Origin of the sequence: Pectobacterium zantedeschiae (genome assembly GCF_004137795.1) — a bacterium.
Taxonomy (GTDB): domain Bacteria; phylum Pseudomonadota; class Gammaproteobacteria; order Enterobacterales; family Enterobacteriaceae; genus Pectobacterium; species Pectobacterium zantedeschiae.
On sequence record NZ_NWTM01000001.1, the window covers coordinates 3,238,282 to 3,254,046 of the forward strand.

Sequence of the window (15,765 nt, forward strand, 5' to 3'; positions counted from 1 at the left end):
TCGATGCTTAAACGACGATATGCCATGCCACACCGCTTTTTGGCTCATTCTGATAAAGCATTCTTTCGCTAAATAATGAGTAGCCTGCGGCTGGCTTTTGCACTCATGACGTAATTCTTACTAGTCAATTGGCCCACATGCCGTAAAATTCCCGCTTTCGTCATCACGACGCTCATAACAATACCTATGCTCCCATTTACGGTGGAGAAGAACATGGATACACGCTTTCCTCAGGCGCACAAAGAGGCACGCTGGGCTTTCGGCCTGACGCTGGTTTATTTAGTGGCCTGGGCGCTTGCCGCTTATTTGCCTGACAACACACAAGGGATAACCGGACTTCCACACTGGTTTGAGATGGCCTGTCTGCTGCTGCCACTCGTTTTTACGGTGCTGTGCTGGCTAATGGTACGCGTTATTTTCCGCGATATCTCACTGGAGAGTGACGATGCAAATTGAAATTTTATTGCCGCTGATTGGCTACCTGCTGTTGGTCTTCGGACTATCAGTCTACGCGTACCGTCGCCGTCAGGCGGGTAACTTTCTTAATGAGTATTTCCTCGGTGGCCGCTCGATGGGCGGGTTTGTACTGGCGATGACGCTCATCGGTACTTACGTCAGCGCCAGTTCTTTTATCGGCGGGCCGGGTGCCGCTTATAAATACGGGCTGGGCTGGGTACTGCTTTCGATGATCCAGCTTCCCACTATGCTGCTGTCGCTGGGCATTCTGGGGAAAAAATTCGCCATTCTGGCAAGGCGCTACAACGCCATCACACTGAATGACATGCTGCACGCCCGCTATAACAGCCCGCTGCTGGTGTGGTTCGCTAGCATCAGTCTGCTGGTCGCGTTTATCGGCGCGATGGCCGTACAGTTCATCGGCGGCGCACGCCTGCTCGAAACCGCCGCGAACATCCCTTACGACATCGGTCTGCTGATTTTCGGTGTCACCATCGCGCTGTACACCACGTTTGGCGGCTTCCGTGCCAGCGTGCTCAATGATGCGATGCAAGGCATCGTGATGTTAATCGGCACAGTCATACTGCTAGTGGGCGTGATTTATGCCGCTGGCGGCTTGCACAGCGCAGTGGATAAGTTGCAACAAATCGACCCGATGCTGGTCTCGCCACAGGGCAGCGGCGGCATTCTGTCGATGCCGTTTATGGCCTCATTCTGGGTGCTAGTCTGCTTCGGCGTCATCGGCTTGCCGAACACCGCCGTTCGCTGTATCTCTTACCGAGATAGCAAAGCGCTGCACCGTGGAATTATCATCGGCACAATCGTCATCGGTATTCTGATGCTGGGCATGCATCTGGCTGGGGCGCTGGGGCGCGCCGTTATGCCAAATCTGACGATTCCCGATCAGGTGTTACCCGCGTTGATGGTCACAGTGCTGCCGCCGCTGGCTGCGGGGATCTTTCTCGCAGCGCCAATGGCCGCTATCATGTCCAACATTAATGCGCATCTGCTTCAGGCCTCTGCCACGATCGTCAAGGATCTTTATCTCAGCGTCCGCCCGCAGCAGATCCATAACGAACGCCGCATCAAGATCCTGTCCAGCATGACTACGCTACTGTTGGGTCTGCTCGTGCTACTGGCTTCCTTACGGCCGCCAGATATGATCATCTGGCTGAACCTGTTGGCGTTTGGCGGATTGGAGGCGGTTTTCCTGTGGCCGCTGGTGCTGGGCCTGTACTGGGAACGCGCGAATGCCGCTGGTGCGCTTAGCGCCATGTTCACCGGAGCAATTTGCTATACCTTACTGGCCAGCTTTAATCTTCAGTTGGCCGGATATCACCCGATTGTGCCATCGCTGTTACTCAGCCTAATGGCGTTTATTATTGGCAACCGCTTTGGTCATAACCCACCAGCGCCGGTTGCCGCTTCATCTTCACTTTAAATGTAATAGAGACTGCTATGCCGTGGATTCAACTGAAAATAAACACCTCAGGAAAGGTTGCTGAACAACTGGGTGACGCCATGATAGAAAGCGGTGCGGTATCCGTTACGTTTCAGGATACGCACGATACCCCGGTGTTTGAGCCGCTGCCGGGTGAGACCCGCCTTTGGGGCGATACCGACGCCATTGCTCTGTACGACGCCGAAACCGATATGAACGCGGTTATCGCCATGCTGGAGCAAGAACCGCTGCTGGGCGTGGGTTTTAAGCACAAGATCGAACAGTTGGAAGACAAAGACTGGGAACGCGAGTGGATGGATAACTTCCACCCCATGCAGTTCGGCAAACGCCTGTGGATTTGCCCAAGCTGGCGTGAAATTCCTGACCCGAGCGCCGTCAACGTCATGCTCGATCCCGGTCTGGCATTCGGCACCGGCACCCATCCAACAACCGCCTTGTGCCTGCAATGGCTCGATGGGCTGGATCTGGAAGGGAAAACCATCATCGATTTCGGCTGCGGTTCCGGCATTCTGGCCATTGCCGCCCTGAAACTGGGTGCAGCACGCGCTATCGGGATTGATATCGATCCGCAGGCGATTCAGGCCAGCCGCGACAACGCACAGCGCAACGGCGTTTCTGAACGTCTTGAGCTTTATCTGCCGAAAGACCAGCCTGCCGACCTGTCTGCCGATGTCGTCGTCGCCAACATCCTTGCTGGCCCACTGCGCGAGCTGGCACCGCTGATTAGCGATCTGCCAAAAGCTGGGGGTCACCTCGGCCTGTCCGGCGTACTGGCTACGCAGGCCGATGGCGTTGCAGAAGCCTACGCAGACAAGTTCACGCTCGATCCCGTCGCTGAACGCGAAGAATGGTGCCGTATTACCGGTCAACGCCGCACATCCTAATCGCGCTATTCCTCCTGCTCCGTCCATCGTGTATGCAACGGTGGGCGGACTTCTTCTTGTTATACCTCATTATTTGTCCCGATAAGCTGGCGTATTATGCTGGCCGGCAAGTGACTGGGTGCATCACCTACGCCCGGCGCTCAACGACGCCGTATCATTATTTTCAAGGGATGAAAAATGAAAGGTAAACTCTCTATCGCATGTATGCTGTCGGTCTGCTTTTCCGCATCGGCGGCAAATTCGGTTCACTGGGGCTACGAAGGCAACGACGACCCAGCGCACTGGGGAAAACTCTCACCTGATTTCTCGCTGTGTGAGACGGGGAAAAATCAATCTCCAGTCAATATCCGGCAGGCACTCAACACCCAGCACGAGCCCCTACAGTTGGCTTTCCAGTCTGGGACACAGCAAATCATCAACAACGGGCATACTGTTCAGGTTAACGTCAGCGCAGGAAATACGCTGTTGCTGGATAATGAGACATTCACCTTGCAGCAATTCCACTTTCACGCACCGAGTGAAAATGAAATTGATGGTAAACAATTTCCGCTGGAAGGCCACTTTGTCTATAAAAACGCGGATGGCGCACTCACCGTTATCGCAGTGATGTTTCAGGAGGGCGCAGTCAATCCACAGTTAGTGATAGCATGGCAGCAGATTCCGACACGCGTCGATCACGCGGAGGACGTTCGCACGCCGGTTGCGATTCAATCCTTGTTACCGACGTCATTAAACTACTATCGGTTCAGTGGATCACTCACCACGCCCCCCTGCTCAGAAGGCATTCGCTGGCTGGTATTGGAAAATCCCGTCACCGCCTCTGCTGAACAAATAAGCCAGTTCAGCTCAGTCATGCATCACGCCAATAATCGCCCCATACAACCACTTAATGGCCGAATCATCATCCATTAAGCGATTCTGAGAGGCTGGTCAGGGCGTCGGCTGGCCAGCTTCAGGTAAATTGGTGCTCTTTTTTGTCGCATTAATCAAAGCATTTCACTGATAAAGCATTGATAGCCTGTTGTATCTCAAGTAAAAACGACCATGCTTACAGATAAAATTCTGTAAGCAGATGAATATTTTACAGAGCAAAAAACCAACACAAAAACATAACATACTGTTAAATATGAATAATATTTTCATATACCTCTACGAACTGCATTTTCATTGATCGATAGCCGTAAATTGGTCAAAGTTTGGCCTTTCATCTGACGTAAAAAATGCGTAATATACGCGCCCTTGCAGGCACAGTATGGTCAATTTTTGTCTATGCACATTGGACAATTTCAGCTTACCAATCGTTTGATAGCAGCCCCAATGGCTGGTATTAGCGATCGCCCATTTAGAGCACTCTGTCATGCGATGGGCGCTGGAATGACCGTGTCTGAAATGCTTTCTTCCAATCCGGAAGTGTGGCGTTCAGACAAGTCGCGTTTGCGAATGGTACATAGTGATGAACCGGGTATCAGGGCCGTGCAGATTGCCGGTTGTGACCCCGATGAGATGGCGGCGGCAGCGAGAATCAATGCTGATTCCGGCGCGCAGATCATTGACATCAATATGGGCTGCCCGGCGAAGAAGGTGAACCGCAAGATGGCAGGATCTGCGCTGTTGCAGTATCCGGATTTGGTCAAACAGATCCTCTCTACGGTAGTGAAAGCGGTAGACGTACCGGTGACACTGAAGATCCGTACCGGTTGGGCACCAGAGCACCGCAACTGTGTAGAAATTGCCAAATTGGCTGAAGACTGTGGCATTCAGGCGTTAACTATTCACGGACGCACTCGTGCGTGCCTGTTCAATGGTTTCGCCGAATACGACAGCATTCGGGCAGTTAAGCAGGCCGTTTCCATTCCTATTATTGCGAATGGCGACATTACAGACCCGCATAAAGCCAGAGCGGTTCTTGACTACACCGGGGCTGACGCCCTGATGATAGGACGAGCCGCTCAGGGAAGACCCTGGATCTTTCGGGAAATCCAGCATTATCTGGACACAGGGGAGTTGCTGGCACCGATGCCGTTGGCAGAGGTCAAGCGCTTGTTGATCGAGCATATACGGGAATTGCACGACTTTTATGGTCCAGGCAAGGGATTTCGTATCGCTCGTAAGCACGTATCCTGGTATCTCCAGGAGCATGCCCCAAACGACCAGTTTAGGCGCACATTCAACGCCATTGAGGATGCCAGCGAGCAGCTGGAGGCGTTGAAGGCATATTTTGAAAATCTTGCGTAAACAGAAAAAGAGCTGACAGAACTATGTTCGAACAACGCGTGAATTCTGACGTACTGACCGTTTCCACTGTAAACTCTCAGGCTCAGGTAACCCAAAAACCCCTGCGCGACTCGGTTAAACAGGCACTGAAGAACTATTTTGCTCAATTGAACGGTCAGGATGTAAGTGACCTGTATGAGCTGGTACTGGCTGAAGTTGAACAGCCACTGTTGGACATGGTGATGCAATACACCCGCGGTAACCAAACCCGCGCAGCCCTGATGATGGGCATCAACCGCGGTACTCTGCGTAAGAAATTGAAAAAATACGGCATGAACTGATACTAGTCAGTTAAGCATTTGAAAAAAGGCGCTTTACCTCTTGGGTTAAGCGCCTTTTTCTTTGCCATTTTTCAGAACGCCAAAAGCCTAAACGTGGACAGCCAGGGCAGATGGACACATAAAAGAGTCGGTACAGATTATTCCGCCGTTCCGCTATACAGGATCGGTTTACAGAAAATGGTCGTCTGATTTTCGGTTGTGGGAGTGTCGTTGGGTGTTCAAGATTAATCCTGTATATCGCAAAAGGAGATAATCATGGACTTCACAGGGCTTCATCATCAAGACACACCATTATTTATCGCCAATGTCTGGGATGCTAGCAGCGCTATTGCGGCTCAGCAGGCAGGCTATCAAGCTCTGGGAACATCAAGCGCAGCAATCGCTACCATGTTAGGTTATGAGGACGGAGAAGCAATGTCATTTGATGAATTGCTATATATCGTGACGCGTATCAAATCCGTCAGTAGCCTGCCATTAAGCGTTGATGTTGAAGCAGGTTTTGGTAAAACAGCAAACGAGATAGCCGCTAATTTTAAGCGTCTCGCCCTGCTCGGGGTTGTGGGTATAAACCTTGAGGATAGCAGAATGATTAATGGTGTCAGGCAGCTTGATGATGCAGTGGTATTTGCCCGTACGTTAAAGGAGATTCGTCGTGCGTTGACCACAGAGAATTATCCATTGTTTTTTAATATTCGTACCGATACTTTTCTTCTTAGTCATGAGCAGGCATTGCAGGAAACGCTATTGCGCGGTCGATTATATGAAGAGGCAGGTGCAGATGGCCTTTTTGTTCCATGCCTAACGTCTGAGAATGATATTGCGATCATTTCTCGGGAGATTAACTTGCCACTAAACGTCATGTGCATGCCAGACCTCCCTGATTTTGGCAGGCTGAAAAAACTCGGTGTAAATCGCCTCTCTATGGGTAATTTTGTTCATTCAGCCATACAATCGAAGTTTAAAAACTTAATGCTAACTATCCAGTCGCAACAGTCATTTGCAGGAGTTTTTGTTGATGAAAGTTCTCGATAATGACCAGTGCGATGTCTGGTATCAGGCATTACTTGAGCGAGCTTCCGAGTATACGGGGGTCTTTTTTGTTGGTGTAATCACGACGGGCGTATTTTGTATTTCTGTATGCCGGGCACGAAAACCAAAACGTGAAAATGTTGAGTTTTATAAAGACGTTAAATCTGCTCTGGATGCAGGATTTCGCCCCTGCAAAGTATGCCGCCCAACGGAAAATGCACATAGCGCACCGCTTTTAATTGAACAAGCACTTGGACTCGTGCGTGCCAATCCTAAAACACGTATAAGCGATGCTGAGCTTCGTAAACACGACATCAGCCCAGAGCGGGTTCGGCGGTGGTTTCTGCAAAATCACGGTATTACCTTTCAGGCTTTCCAGCGCATGCAGCGGGTGAATATCGCACTTCAGGAACTAAAAGGGGGGCGTAATGCTACCGACGTTGCTTTTGATAGCGGCTACGAATCATTAAGTGGTTTTGGCTATACCTATAAGCGGCTCACGGGCGTGAGTCCAACTGAACAGAGCCAGGTAATAATGATTCACCGTTTTACCACGCCGCTCGGACCCATGTTTGTCTGTGCTACCGAACGTGGAGTTTGCCTGCTGGAATTTACCGACCGTCGAATGCTGGAGACCGAATTTCGCGATCTTCAGCGCTTGCTCAAGGCTCGAATAATGTCAGGTGAAAATCATCATACCCGACAAACAGAAAAAGAGATTAGCGAGTATTTTTCAGGAACGCGCCAAAATTTTACTCTTTTACTCGATACACCTGGCAGTGATTTTCAACGTACCGTTTGGCAAGCGCTACGCACGGTTCCTTATGGCCAAACCTCGCACTATCAGGCGCTTTCCGGGTTGATAGGGAACCCGAATGCAGTACGAGCAGTGGCTGCGGCAAATGGTGCAAACCGAGTGGCAATCGTCATTCCATGCCACAGAATTATCGGCAAGGATGGTACAATGACAGGCTATGGCGGCGGAGTGGCGCGCAAAAAGTGGCTCATTGAGCATGAAAAAACAATGCTTAATAATGCTAGAGAAAGCGAAGCCAAATAGAGTGAGAATGTTTCCAGTACATTGAATCGTCGCAGAGAGTTTAGAGACGTTCAGCAGCTTGCGGGCAATAAGCCCGCTAGCGTTCGCTAGCCAGCATTCAAATTCAGCCCCCTGCAACGGCAAAACACACTCGGCTTGAGCTGCGGCTAATCCAGAATCAAAATACCTCGACCAGCTCAAACTCTTCAAACACCAGCAGCATATCTGGAGCAAAGGTGCCTTCTCGTTCGAAAAACTCCTGATGGCCTTCGCGCCAGAAAGCCAGACTTTTGTCTCCTTCTCCCTCTTTCGCTGCCATCTCAGCGGTCACGTCGCAGTAGCGCACCAGCGTTAACGCGCGCGTCCGAATCACGCATGAGGGTTGTCCGGCACCGTCCAGAATAACGTTGTAATCACCGACCTGTGGCGAGGGTTCGCTTTTGAACGCGTGATACGAGCCACAGCTCGCCGTTTTATGCCCTTCCCTCACCAGTTGCAAAAGCTCATCCGCCAGCTCGGGGCTGTCGCCAAATGACCAGCGCAGCGCGTCTGGATAGTTTTCTAATTCTTGTTTGCTCATCATCTGCCTTTGTTTATACGGCTATCATTGCTCTGTTTTCTTACGCCATCATAGCCGTAAAGAGGCCATCAGGTAATATCCACGTCCACCCAGAGCGCGGCATGGTCGGACGCCGCCGTGTCCCATGATGTCACCTCGGGTAACGGCGTAACGGGTTCCGCGCCCTCTTTGGCGGCAATCTTGTCGATATTGTAAATGCCACGGCGCTCGATTCCCCTGCCCACCACCGCCTGATGCAGCGGCGCAGACAGGAAAATATAGTCCAGTTGATTTAACCGAGCGCCTTTCTTGCCGCCAGCGAAATAGTAGGTATAACGCTCTTTTTCGGGTCGTTCAGGGTCAATAACGGGGTGTAAATCCGACAGAGAAAACAGCGGAGCCAAACTGTGCCAGGGGTTTGACGAATCCTCGTTCAAATCGCCGAGAATCACCACGTAATCCTTCTTGAGATCGTAAGTCTGTTGAACAATCTCCGCGACACGCTCGGATTGGTCGCGGCGCTTCTGCGCCCCGCGCTGTCGCTCTTCTTCTGTTTGACCGCTTTGACTTTTGAAATGGTTGCACAGGATATAGATCGGCTGCTTGAGGCCAGCATCCAACGTAACTTCGAGGCAATCACGGCTAAAAACGGGATCAAACTGCTTTCCAGCATCAAAAATATGGGTGCGTAGCTGGGCGATCCGATAGCGCGTCAGGCAAGCAACATCAATGCCGCGTGGGTCATTCGGGCTGTCGATCATCACGAACTGACTAAATTTCTTTTTCCCCAGTACCTGACTGTTGAAATCACGTAATACATCCATGTTTTCGACTTCAACGGCGCACAGAATATCGGCGTTAAGCAGGTTAATAATCTTGCCCGTGTTCTTGCGCTGTTGGCTGCTGAATTCCTGCGATTTAAACACGATTTCACCAATCCAATCCCCACGACCACGGCAGCTTTTATTGATCCGGAATCCCGTACCGGCCTCCTCCTTTTTCCACCTCCCCAATGTGCCCGCATCGGTACGGATATCAATATAAGGACGGAGTGCGATAGAAAGGCGGAACACCTTATCCTTCAGGGCATCGTCATATTGGGGCCGTTCGAGAAGTTGCTGGAGCTGCCTGACCAGTTCTAATAAGGCATCGATCTGCTGCGAGTCGGGGAGGTTGAGAATCGCGGTACGATGGAAAAGGTTCTCAACATTATAGCTGGCGATACGGATCTTCATTGTTGTCTCCTGCTAAGTAGTGGCAAAAGCAATGATCTCCTTTTGAGGATAGAAGCCTATTGTGACAGCAGGGCAACATTTACGGCAGCGGCAGACTTTGTTGTCGTTCTCTCGCACAACATGGTTAAAACTGGGCAGGCGCACTATATTCACTACCAACTATATTCACTTCTGGTATAAATCATCACACAACGTGATTTATAAACAGATGTGTTGTCGCGTAGATTCGTTATTAACAAAAGTTATAAGCGCATCACTGCACACCACTCACAGGAATTCATAATGAAAAAAATACGTTTTGCTTTACTGACCAGCGCCTTACTTGCTACCAGCGTATTCGCTCATGCAGATGACCTTAGCGCCATCAAGTCCGCAGGGGTTATCAAGTTCGGTACAGAAGGTACCTACGCGCCTTACACCTATCATGATAAATCAGGACAACTGGTTGGCTTCGATGTGGACGTTGGCCGTGCAGTGGCAGAAAAGCTCGGTGTGAAAGCACAGTTCATTGAAGGACGGTGGGACGGTTTAATCGCCGGTATTGATGCTAAACGCTACGATGCGGTCATCAATCAAGTCGGCGTAACCAAAGAGCGTCAGGTCAAGTATGATTTCTCCAAGCCTTATATCGACTCCAAAGCCGTGCTAGTTGTGCGTGGCGATAATACCACCATCAAAGATTTCAGCGATCTGAAAGGCAAAAAATCGGCCCAAAGCCTGACCAGTAATTACTCTAAGCAAGCCACCAGCTACGGTGCAGAAATTGTGCCAACAGACGGCTTTAATCAGTCTCTGGATCTGGTTCTCAGCGGCCGTGCCGACGCCACGCTAAACGATAATCTGTCATTCCTGGATTTTAAAAAGCATAAGCCGGATGCCAACGTGAAGATTGCCGCAACCTCAAAGGACGGTGAACCTTCCGCTATTCTGGTGCGTAAAGATCAGGCTCCACTGGTGGAAGCATTGAATAAAGCTCTGGATGAAATCAAAGCGGACGGCACCTATAAAACGATATCTGTGCGATACTTCGGGGAGGATGTTTCTCAATAATCGCACTGTTACCAGCGCATATCGTTATCGGAGCTCGTTTTCATGCCGCCTTGGCTACAACTCATGGCAGACTCCTTCTGGAGTCTGCTGTCTGCGGGACTGAAATTTACCGTCCCTCTGGCTATTCTGTCTTTCATCTTTGGCTTAGCCCTCGGCATTCTCATCGCGCTGGTTCGCCTCTATGGCCCAAAGCCGCTGAAATGGCTGGGTGATTTCTACGTTTGGGTCATTCGTGGAACGCCGCTACTGGTACAACTTTTCCTGATTTTTTATGGACTACCCAGCGCGGGCATTACTCTGGATGCTTTCCCGGCCGCGCTTATTGGTTTCACCATCAGCGTAGGAGCCTATAGCTCGGAGATCGTTCGTGGGGCAATCTTGTCTGTCCCGAAAGGCCAGTGGAATGCCGCCTATTCTCTCGGCATGAATGGCAGGCAGGCAATTCGTTGGGTTATCTTCCCCCAATCTGTTTTTGTTTCATTGCCACCGCTCTCCAATACGTTTATTTCTTTAATCAAGGATACGTCGCTGGCCGCCGTCATCACCGTACCGGAAATGTTCTTATCTGCTCAGCGCATCGTTTCCGTTACCTATGAGCCTCTGATTCTCTATGTTGAGGCTGCACTGATTTATCTGATGTTCAGCACGGTGTTAAGCCAGCTACAGGTTAAGCTCGAAAAGTATTATCAGCGCCACATCACACACTAACGTTTTCTACCTCAGCCCATGCTACCCGATGGGCTGATGACGTTACCCCAACATCCCCCGATGTTTCCCTGTTTAACAGGCAATCCCATACCTGACAATATACGTACAAGCTGGAAATACCCCGCATTTGCTATTTTGGCGCACCAAAAAAGAGCGCATTGCCTTCTTTGCATTTGTCACAGTGCGCACACACCCAATTAGAAGTACCCATTTAGATCAATAACCATTCCTTTTCGCCTGCATTATCAAACAAATAGAAAATTGGCACTTTATTTGCTTTGCTCTGCTTACGTCGGCACACCGACAGACAGGTATGGTGCACCTTTTTGTGCGCCGCAACACAACTGTGTACTGCAACAACAGCAGATAACTCTAGACGCTAGGATGATTATGAAAAGAATAGTGATTTCTACTCTGGTTGCTGGCGCGTCACTCTTCGCCGCCATCAACCAAGCCCATGCTGGTGCAACACTGGACGCCATTCAGAAAAAAGGATTTGTGCAATGTGGTATCAGTGATGGCCTGCCCGGCTTTTCCTATGCAGACGCCAGTGGCAAATACTCAGGTATTGACGTTGACGTGTGCCGCGGTCTTGCTGCCGCCGTGTTCGGCGATGCTAATAAAGTCAAATACACGCCGCTAACGGCGAAAGAGCGCTTCACCGCACTGCAATCTGGCGAAGTTGACGTGCTGTCGCGCAACACCACCTGGACTTCATCGCGTGACGGCGGCATGGGTATGCTTTTTACTGGCGTAACCTACTACGATGGCATTGGCTTCCTGACGCACAACAAAGCAGGCTTAACCAGCGCAAAAGAACTGGATGGCGCAACCGTATGTATTCAGGCAGGTACAGATACCGAGCTGAACGTCGCTGACTACTTCAAAACCCATAAAATGCAGTACACCCCTGTCACATTCGACCGCTCTGATGAAAGTGCCAAAGCACTAGAGTCTGGCCGTTGCGATACGCTGGCATCAGACCAGTCACAGCTGTACGCACTACGCATCAAGCTGAGCAAACCTGCTGAATTCATCGTTCTGCCAGAAGTGATCTCCAAAGAACCTTTGGGCCCAGTCGTACGTCGTGGTGATGAAGAATGGTTCTCTATCGTCCGCTGGACGCTGTTCGCCATGCTGAATGCCGAAGAGATGGGTGTAACCTCGAAAAATGTCGACCAGCTGGCAGCAAAACCTACTACACCAGATATGTCTCATCTGCTTGGACATGAAGGCAGCTACGGTAAAGATCTCAAATTACCAAATGATTGGGCATTCAAAATCATCAAACAGGTCGGCAACTACGGCGAAATCTTTGAGCGTAATGTCGGTATGGGCAGCGAGCTGAAAATTAAGCGCGGCCTGAACGAACTGTGGAACAAAGGCGGGATCCAGTACGCACCAGCGGTACGTTAATTATCGAAGAATAACCTGGGCGCAGTGTATTGCTGCGCCCCTCAGTGCCCCCGTATCGAGGTTCCAGCATGCTACAACGCCCAACCGTAAAAGGTGATTTATCACTGACTAATCCAGCGGTGCGCGCCTGGCTGTATCAAATTGTCGTTGTTATCGCTGTATTGGCTATCGCAGCCTACCTGTTGCACAACACCGTAACCAATCTGGCACAAAGGGGTATCACCTCTGGCTTCGATTTTCTAAATAAAAGCGCCGGTTTTGGCATCGTCCAACATCTGATTGACTATCAACAAGGCGATACCTACGCCCGCGTTTTTCTTGTTGGGCTATTCAACACGCTTTTGGTTTCAGCATTGTGCATCGTATTTGCTTCTATTCTCGGCTTTACCATCGGTCTTGCTCGGCTATCCGACAACTGGCTATTACGAAAAATATCCAATATTTACATCGAGATATTTCGTAACATTCCGCCGTTATTGCAGATCTTTTTCTGGTATTTTGCCGTGCTTAGGAATCTGCCGAGCCCGCGCCAGTCAATCAGTGCGTTTGATATCGCGTTCCTCAGCAACCGAGGTTTTTATCTGCCATCCCCTGAGATGGGGCCGGGCACAGCTGCATTTTTTCTTTCTCTGCTGATCACGTTGGTGGTGACATGGGTCGTCTTTCGGCGAAATCAGCGCTACCACGCTTTAACCGGTCAACCACGCAGAACCTGGCCGCTGACGTTGAGCTTATTGCTAGTGCTGTGCATCTTGAGTCATCTGATTTTTGGCCCCGCTTTTCACTGGGATGTGCCGGAATTAAAAGGATTCAATTTTCGCGGCGGTATGGTGTTGATCCCTGAACTCGCTGCATTGACTGTTGCGCTCTCGGTCTACACCTCGTCATTCATCGCCGAGATCATTCGTTCTGGTATCCAATCGGTCTCCCATGGTCAACATGAGGCAGCGCGTTCTCTTGGTTTACCAAACCCCGTGACGCTACGTAAAGTCATCCTCCCGCAGGCATTACGCGTCATCATTCCACCGCTGACCAGTCAGTACCTCAACATCGTGAAAAATTCATCATTGGCGGCCGCCATTGGCTATCCAGATATGGTGTCACTATTCGCAGGAACGGTGTTGAATCAGACGGGTCAGGCTATCGAAACCATTGCGATTACCATGTCGGTCTACCTCATTATCAGCCTGCTGATCTCGCTACTGATGAACCTGTATAACCGAAGAATTGCGTTAGTCGAACGCTAAGAGGACGTCATGACGATGAACCATTATACGCAAAACCGTCAGCCGCCTCTGCTCAGAGCGATGCAGTGGGCACGACGTAATCTCTTCTCAAGTATCAGTAATAGCCTGTTAACGCTGTTTTGCCTCTGGCTATTGTGGGTGGCCATACCACCACTGCTTAACTGGGCAATATTTCAAGCTAACTGGATTGGTACCACCCGTAATGACTGTACGCGTGATGGTGCCTGCTGGGTCTTCATTCATGCCCGATTTGGTCATTTCATGTACGGCCTGTATCCAGCAACGGAAGTCTGGCGCATCAACTTTGCCCTTGCTATCGGGCTGCTCAGCATCCTGCCGATGTTCCTGAACAGCATTCCCCATCGTGGGCGTTATATTGCTGTCTGGGCAATAGCTTATCCACTCATCGCCTGGTGTTTGCTTTACGGTGGCTTTGGCGGGCTCAGTCGCGTGGAAACTTATCAGTGGGGTGGGTTAACGTTAACGCTGATTATTGCCGCAGTGGGTATCGCCGGTGCACTGCCGCTTGGCATCCTACTCGCGTTAGGCCGTCGTTCCACACTGCCGATTGTTCGTATGCTTTCCGTTGTGTTCATCGAATTCTGGCGTGGCGTACCGTTAATCACCGTACTTTTTATGTCGTCCGTGATGTTGCCTCTGTTTTTAACAGAAGGCACCACTATCGACAAACTGCTAAGAGCATTAGTTGGCGTGATTTTATTCCAGTCCGCATATGTCGCCGAGGTGGTTCGCGGTGGCTTGCAGGCACTTCCTAAAGGACAGTATGAAGCCGCTGAATCTCTGGGCTTAGGCTATTGGCGTATGCAGGGGCTCGTCATCCTTCCCCAGGCACTGAAAATGGTTATCCCAGGATTGGTGAATACGATCATTTCTCTCTTTAAAGACACGAGCCTGGTCATCATCATCGGCCTTTTCGATCTCTTCAGCAGTATCCAGCAGGCAACCGTCGACCCAACCTGGCTGGGTATGTCGACAGAAGGTTACGTTTTTGCCGCCATGGTTTACTGGATTTTCTGTTTCAGCATGTCGCGTTATAGCCAGCATCTGGAAAATCGTTTTAACACCGGACACAAGTCACACTGAGGCCATCCATGAATCAGACCGCATTAACTCAATCAACCGATCACATGATTACCTTAGAGAATGTGAATAAGTGGTACGGGCAATTTCACGTGCTCAAAAACATCAATTTGCAGGTCAGGCAAGGGGAAAGAATTGTACTGTGTGGCCCCTCCGGCTCGGGCAAATCAACGACAATACGCTGTATTAATCATCTCGAAGAACATCAGCAGGGGCGGATTGTTGTTGACGGTATTGAATTGAATAACGATTTACGCAATATCGAAAAAATTCGTACTGAAGTCGGAATGGTTTTTCAGCACTTCAATCTGTTTCCGCACTTAACCGTATTGCAGAACTGCACGTTGGCACCATGCTGGGTACGCCACACGCCGAAGAAAGAAGCGGAAGAGTTGGCAATGCACTATCTGGAACGTGTGCGTATCGCCGCACATGCCCATAAATTTCCGGGCCAGCTATCTGGAGGCCAACAGCAACGTGTAGCCATCGCGCGTTCGCTGTGTATGAAGCCTAAGATTATGCTGTTCGACGAACCCACATCCGCGCTGGATCCTGAAATGGTGAAAGAAGTACTAGATACTATGCTGGGGCTGGCACAAGATGGGATGACGATGCTGTGCGTAACGCACGAGATGGGATTCGCAAAAACCGTTGCTGACCGGGTGATCTTTATGGATCAGGGAGAGATCGTGGAACAAGCACCACCGGATATCTTCTTTTCCAGTCCTCGATCAGAGCGCACACAGTCATTTCTTTCACAAATCCTGCACTAATCTGGAACAACTAGCCTGCGCGCCTGCGCAGGCTTTCCTCTTTATCACTATTATGATGGTTCTCACGGCTCGCACTACTCACCACTTATCTGGCTACATAAGGTAGAAAACGGATTTCTGCTCCCCAAAAGCCGTCTTTGCATCGAGTAATCACCCTATTATCAATGGATAGCTACTGAGGTACGTCGATACGTTATCCCCAAAATTCCCATAGCAAAAAGCCCCTGTCTTTCGACAGAGGCTTTCCACGT

The 15,765-nt window shown here is 50.3% G+C and carries 16 protein-coding genes; 14 read left to right on the top strand and 2 right to left on the bottom strand.

Features of this window, described 5'->3' with window-relative positions; genetic code table 11:
- Positions 1-213: 213 nt before the first annotated feature.
- The 8 genes from CLR69_RS14575 to CLR69_RS14610 all read left to right on the top strand — a co-directional run bounded on the left by CLR69_RS14575 (position 214) and on the right by CLR69_RS14610 (position 7,446).
- On the top strand, positions 214-456 hold the full coding sequence (locus CLR69_RS14575) for a YhdT family protein (RefSeq protein WP_129713554.1): 243 nt from the start codon (positions 214-216) through the stop codon (positions 454-456).
- The gene (panF, locus tag CLR69_RS14580) at positions 446-1,897 is read left to right on the top strand and encodes a sodium/pantothenate symporter (protein WP_129713555.1); all 1,452 of its coding nucleotides are present in this window, start codon (positions 446-448) and stop codon (positions 1,895-1,897) included. Before CLR69_RS14575 ends, panF begins: the two co-directional genes overlap by 11 nt.
- Positions 1,898-1,914: 17 nt before the next feature.
- Entirely contained in the window at positions 1,915-2,802 is an 888-nt protein-coding gene (gene prmA, locus CLR69_RS14585; protein ID WP_129713556.1) for a 50S ribosomal protein L11 methyltransferase, read from the top strand.
- A 177-nt stretch (positions 2,803-2,979) separates the two neighbouring features.
- Positions 2,980-3,714: a carbonic anhydrase gene (locus tag CLR69_RS14590; protein ID WP_129713557.1), complete on the top strand. Its 735-nt coding sequence runs from the start codon at positions 2,980-2,982 to the stop codon at positions 3,712-3,714.
- Between the two features lie 357 nt (positions 3,715-4,071).
- On the top strand, positions 4,072-5,037 hold the full coding sequence (dusB, locus tag CLR69_RS14595) for a tRNA dihydrouridine synthase DusB (protein WP_129710311.1): 966 nt from the start codon (positions 4,072-4,074) through the stop codon (positions 5,035-5,037).
- Positions 5,038-5,060: 23 nt separating this feature from the next.
- Complete coding sequence (gene fis, locus CLR69_RS14600; RefSeq protein ID WP_005975342.1) at positions 5,061-5,357, top strand: DNA-binding transcriptional regulator Fis; 297 nt, start codon at positions 5,061-5,063, stop codon at positions 5,355-5,357.
- A 255-nt stretch (positions 5,358-5,612) separates the two neighbouring features.
- Positions 5,613-6,389, top strand: coding sequence for an isocitrate lyase/PEP mutase family protein (locus tag CLR69_RS14605; protein ID WP_129713558.1), 777 nt, complete (start codon positions 5,613-5,615; stop codon positions 6,387-6,389).
- Positions 6,373-7,446, top strand: coding sequence for a bifunctional transcriptional activator/DNA repair enzyme AdaA (locus CLR69_RS14610; RefSeq protein ID WP_129713559.1), 1,074 nt, complete (start codon positions 6,373-6,375; stop codon positions 7,444-7,446). Before CLR69_RS14605 ends, CLR69_RS14610 begins: the two co-directional genes overlap by 17 nt.
- A 157-nt stretch (positions 7,447-7,603) precedes the next feature.
- Here CLR69_RS14610 and CLR69_RS14615 read toward each other — a convergent pair whose 3' ends face one another.
- Together CLR69_RS14615 and CLR69_RS14620 are read right to left on the bottom strand one after the other, a co-directional pair.
- Entirely contained in the window at positions 7,604-8,005 is a 402-nt protein-coding gene (locus CLR69_RS14615) for an ASCH domain-containing protein (RefSeq protein WP_129713560.1), read from the bottom strand.
- 68 nt (positions 8,006-8,073) lie between these two features.
- Entirely contained in the window at positions 8,074-9,219 is a 1,146-nt protein-coding gene (locus CLR69_RS14620; RefSeq protein ID WP_129713561.1) for an endonuclease/exonuclease/phosphatase family protein, read from the bottom strand.
- 282 nt (positions 9,220-9,501) lie between these two features.
- Here CLR69_RS14620 and CLR69_RS14625 point away from each other — a divergent pair, with 282 nt between their 5' ends.
- The 6 genes from CLR69_RS14625 (at position 9,502) to CLR69_RS14650 (ending at position 15,514) form a co-directional block, all read left to right on the top strand.
- Entirely contained in the window at positions 9,502-10,269 is a 768-nt protein-coding gene (locus CLR69_RS14625; protein ID WP_129713562.1) for an amino acid ABC transporter substrate-binding protein, read from the top strand.
- Positions 10,270-10,311: 42 nt separating this feature from the next.
- Positions 10,312-10,977: an amino acid ABC transporter permease gene (locus CLR69_RS14630; RefSeq protein WP_039498201.1), complete on the top strand. Its 666-nt coding sequence runs from the start codon at positions 10,312-10,314 to the stop codon at positions 10,975-10,977.
- 390 nt (positions 10,978-11,367) lie between these two features.
- Positions 11,368-12,393 (top strand): amino acid ABC transporter substrate-binding protein, encoded by a 1,026-nt coding sequence (locus CLR69_RS14635; protein ID WP_005975324.1) that lies wholly within the window; start codon positions 11,368-11,370, stop codon positions 12,391-12,393.
- Positions 12,394-12,461: 68 nt separating this feature from the next.
- A complete protein-coding gene (locus CLR69_RS14640; protein ID WP_129710305.1) occupies positions 12,462-13,640 on the top strand; it encodes an amino acid ABC transporter permease in 1,179 nt (392 codons plus the stop codon).
- Positions 13,641-13,649: 9 nt separating this feature from the next.
- The gene (locus CLR69_RS14645) at positions 13,650-14,744 is read left to right on the top strand and encodes an amino acid ABC transporter permease (RefSeq protein ID WP_129713563.1); all 1,095 of its coding nucleotides are present in this window, start codon (positions 13,650-13,652) and stop codon (positions 14,742-14,744) included.
- 8 nt (positions 14,745-14,752) lie between these two features.
- The gene (locus CLR69_RS14650; RefSeq protein ID WP_129710309.1) at positions 14,753-15,514 is read left to right on the top strand and encodes an amino acid ABC transporter ATP-binding protein; all 762 of its coding nucleotides are present in this window, start codon (positions 14,753-14,755) and stop codon (positions 15,512-15,514) included.
- Positions 15,515-15,765 lie beyond the last annotated feature (251 nt).

Bases quoted from the DNA above. Each gene is read 5' to 3' on its own strand.
- CLR69_RS14575 (WP_129713554.1), top strand. From the start codon at position 214: ATGGATACACGCTTTCCTCAGGCGCACAAAGAGGCACGCTGGGCTTTC.
- panF (WP_129713555.1), top strand. From the start codon at position 446: ATGCAAATTGAAATTTTATTGCCGCTGATTGGCTACCTGCTGTTGGTC.
- prmA (WP_129713556.1), top strand. From the start codon at position 1,915: ATGCCGTGGATTCAACTGAAAATAAACACCTCAGGAAAGGTTGCTGAA.
- CLR69_RS14590 (WP_129713557.1), top strand. From the start codon at position 2,980: ATGAAAGGTAAACTCTCTATCGCATGTATGCTGTCGGTCTGCTTTTCC.
- dusB (WP_129710311.1), top strand. From the start codon at position 4,072: ATGCACATTGGACAATTTCAGCTTACCAATCGTTTGATAGCAGCCCCA.
- fis (WP_005975342.1), top strand. From the start codon at position 5,061: ATGTTCGAACAACGCGTGAATTCTGACGTACTGACCGTTTCCACTGTA.
- CLR69_RS14605 (WP_129713558.1), top strand. From the start codon at position 5,613: ATGGACTTCACAGGGCTTCATCATCAAGACACACCATTATTTATCGCC.
- CLR69_RS14610 (WP_129713559.1), top strand. From the start codon at position 6,373: ATGAAAGTTCTCGATAATGACCAGTGCGATGTCTGGTATCAGGCATTA.
- CLR69_RS14615 (WP_129713560.1), bottom strand. From the start codon at position 8,005: ATGAGCAAACAAGAATTAGAAAACTATCCAGACGCGCTGCGCTGGTCA.
- CLR69_RS14620 (WP_129713561.1), bottom strand. From the start codon at position 9,219: ATGAAGATCCGTATCGCCAGCTATAATGTTGAGAACCTTTTCCATCGT.
- CLR69_RS14625 (WP_129713562.1), top strand. From the start codon at position 9,502: ATGAAAAAAATACGTTTTGCTTTACTGACCAGCGCCTTACTTGCTACC.
- CLR69_RS14630 (WP_039498201.1), top strand. From the start codon at position 10,312: ATGCCGCCTTGGCTACAACTCATGGCAGACTCCTTCTGGAGTCTGCTG.
- CLR69_RS14635 (WP_005975324.1), top strand. From the start codon at position 11,368: ATGAAAAGAATAGTGATTTCTACTCTGGTTGCTGGCGCGTCACTCTTC.
- CLR69_RS14640 (WP_129710305.1), top strand. From the start codon at position 12,462: ATGCTACAACGCCCAACCGTAAAAGGTGATTTATCACTGACTAATCCA.
- CLR69_RS14645 (WP_129713563.1), top strand. From the start codon at position 13,650: ATGACGATGAACCATTATACGCAAAACCGTCAGCCGCCTCTGCTCAGA.
- CLR69_RS14650 (WP_129710309.1), top strand. From the start codon at position 14,753: ATGAATCAGACCGCATTAACTCAATCAACCGATCACATGATTACCTTA.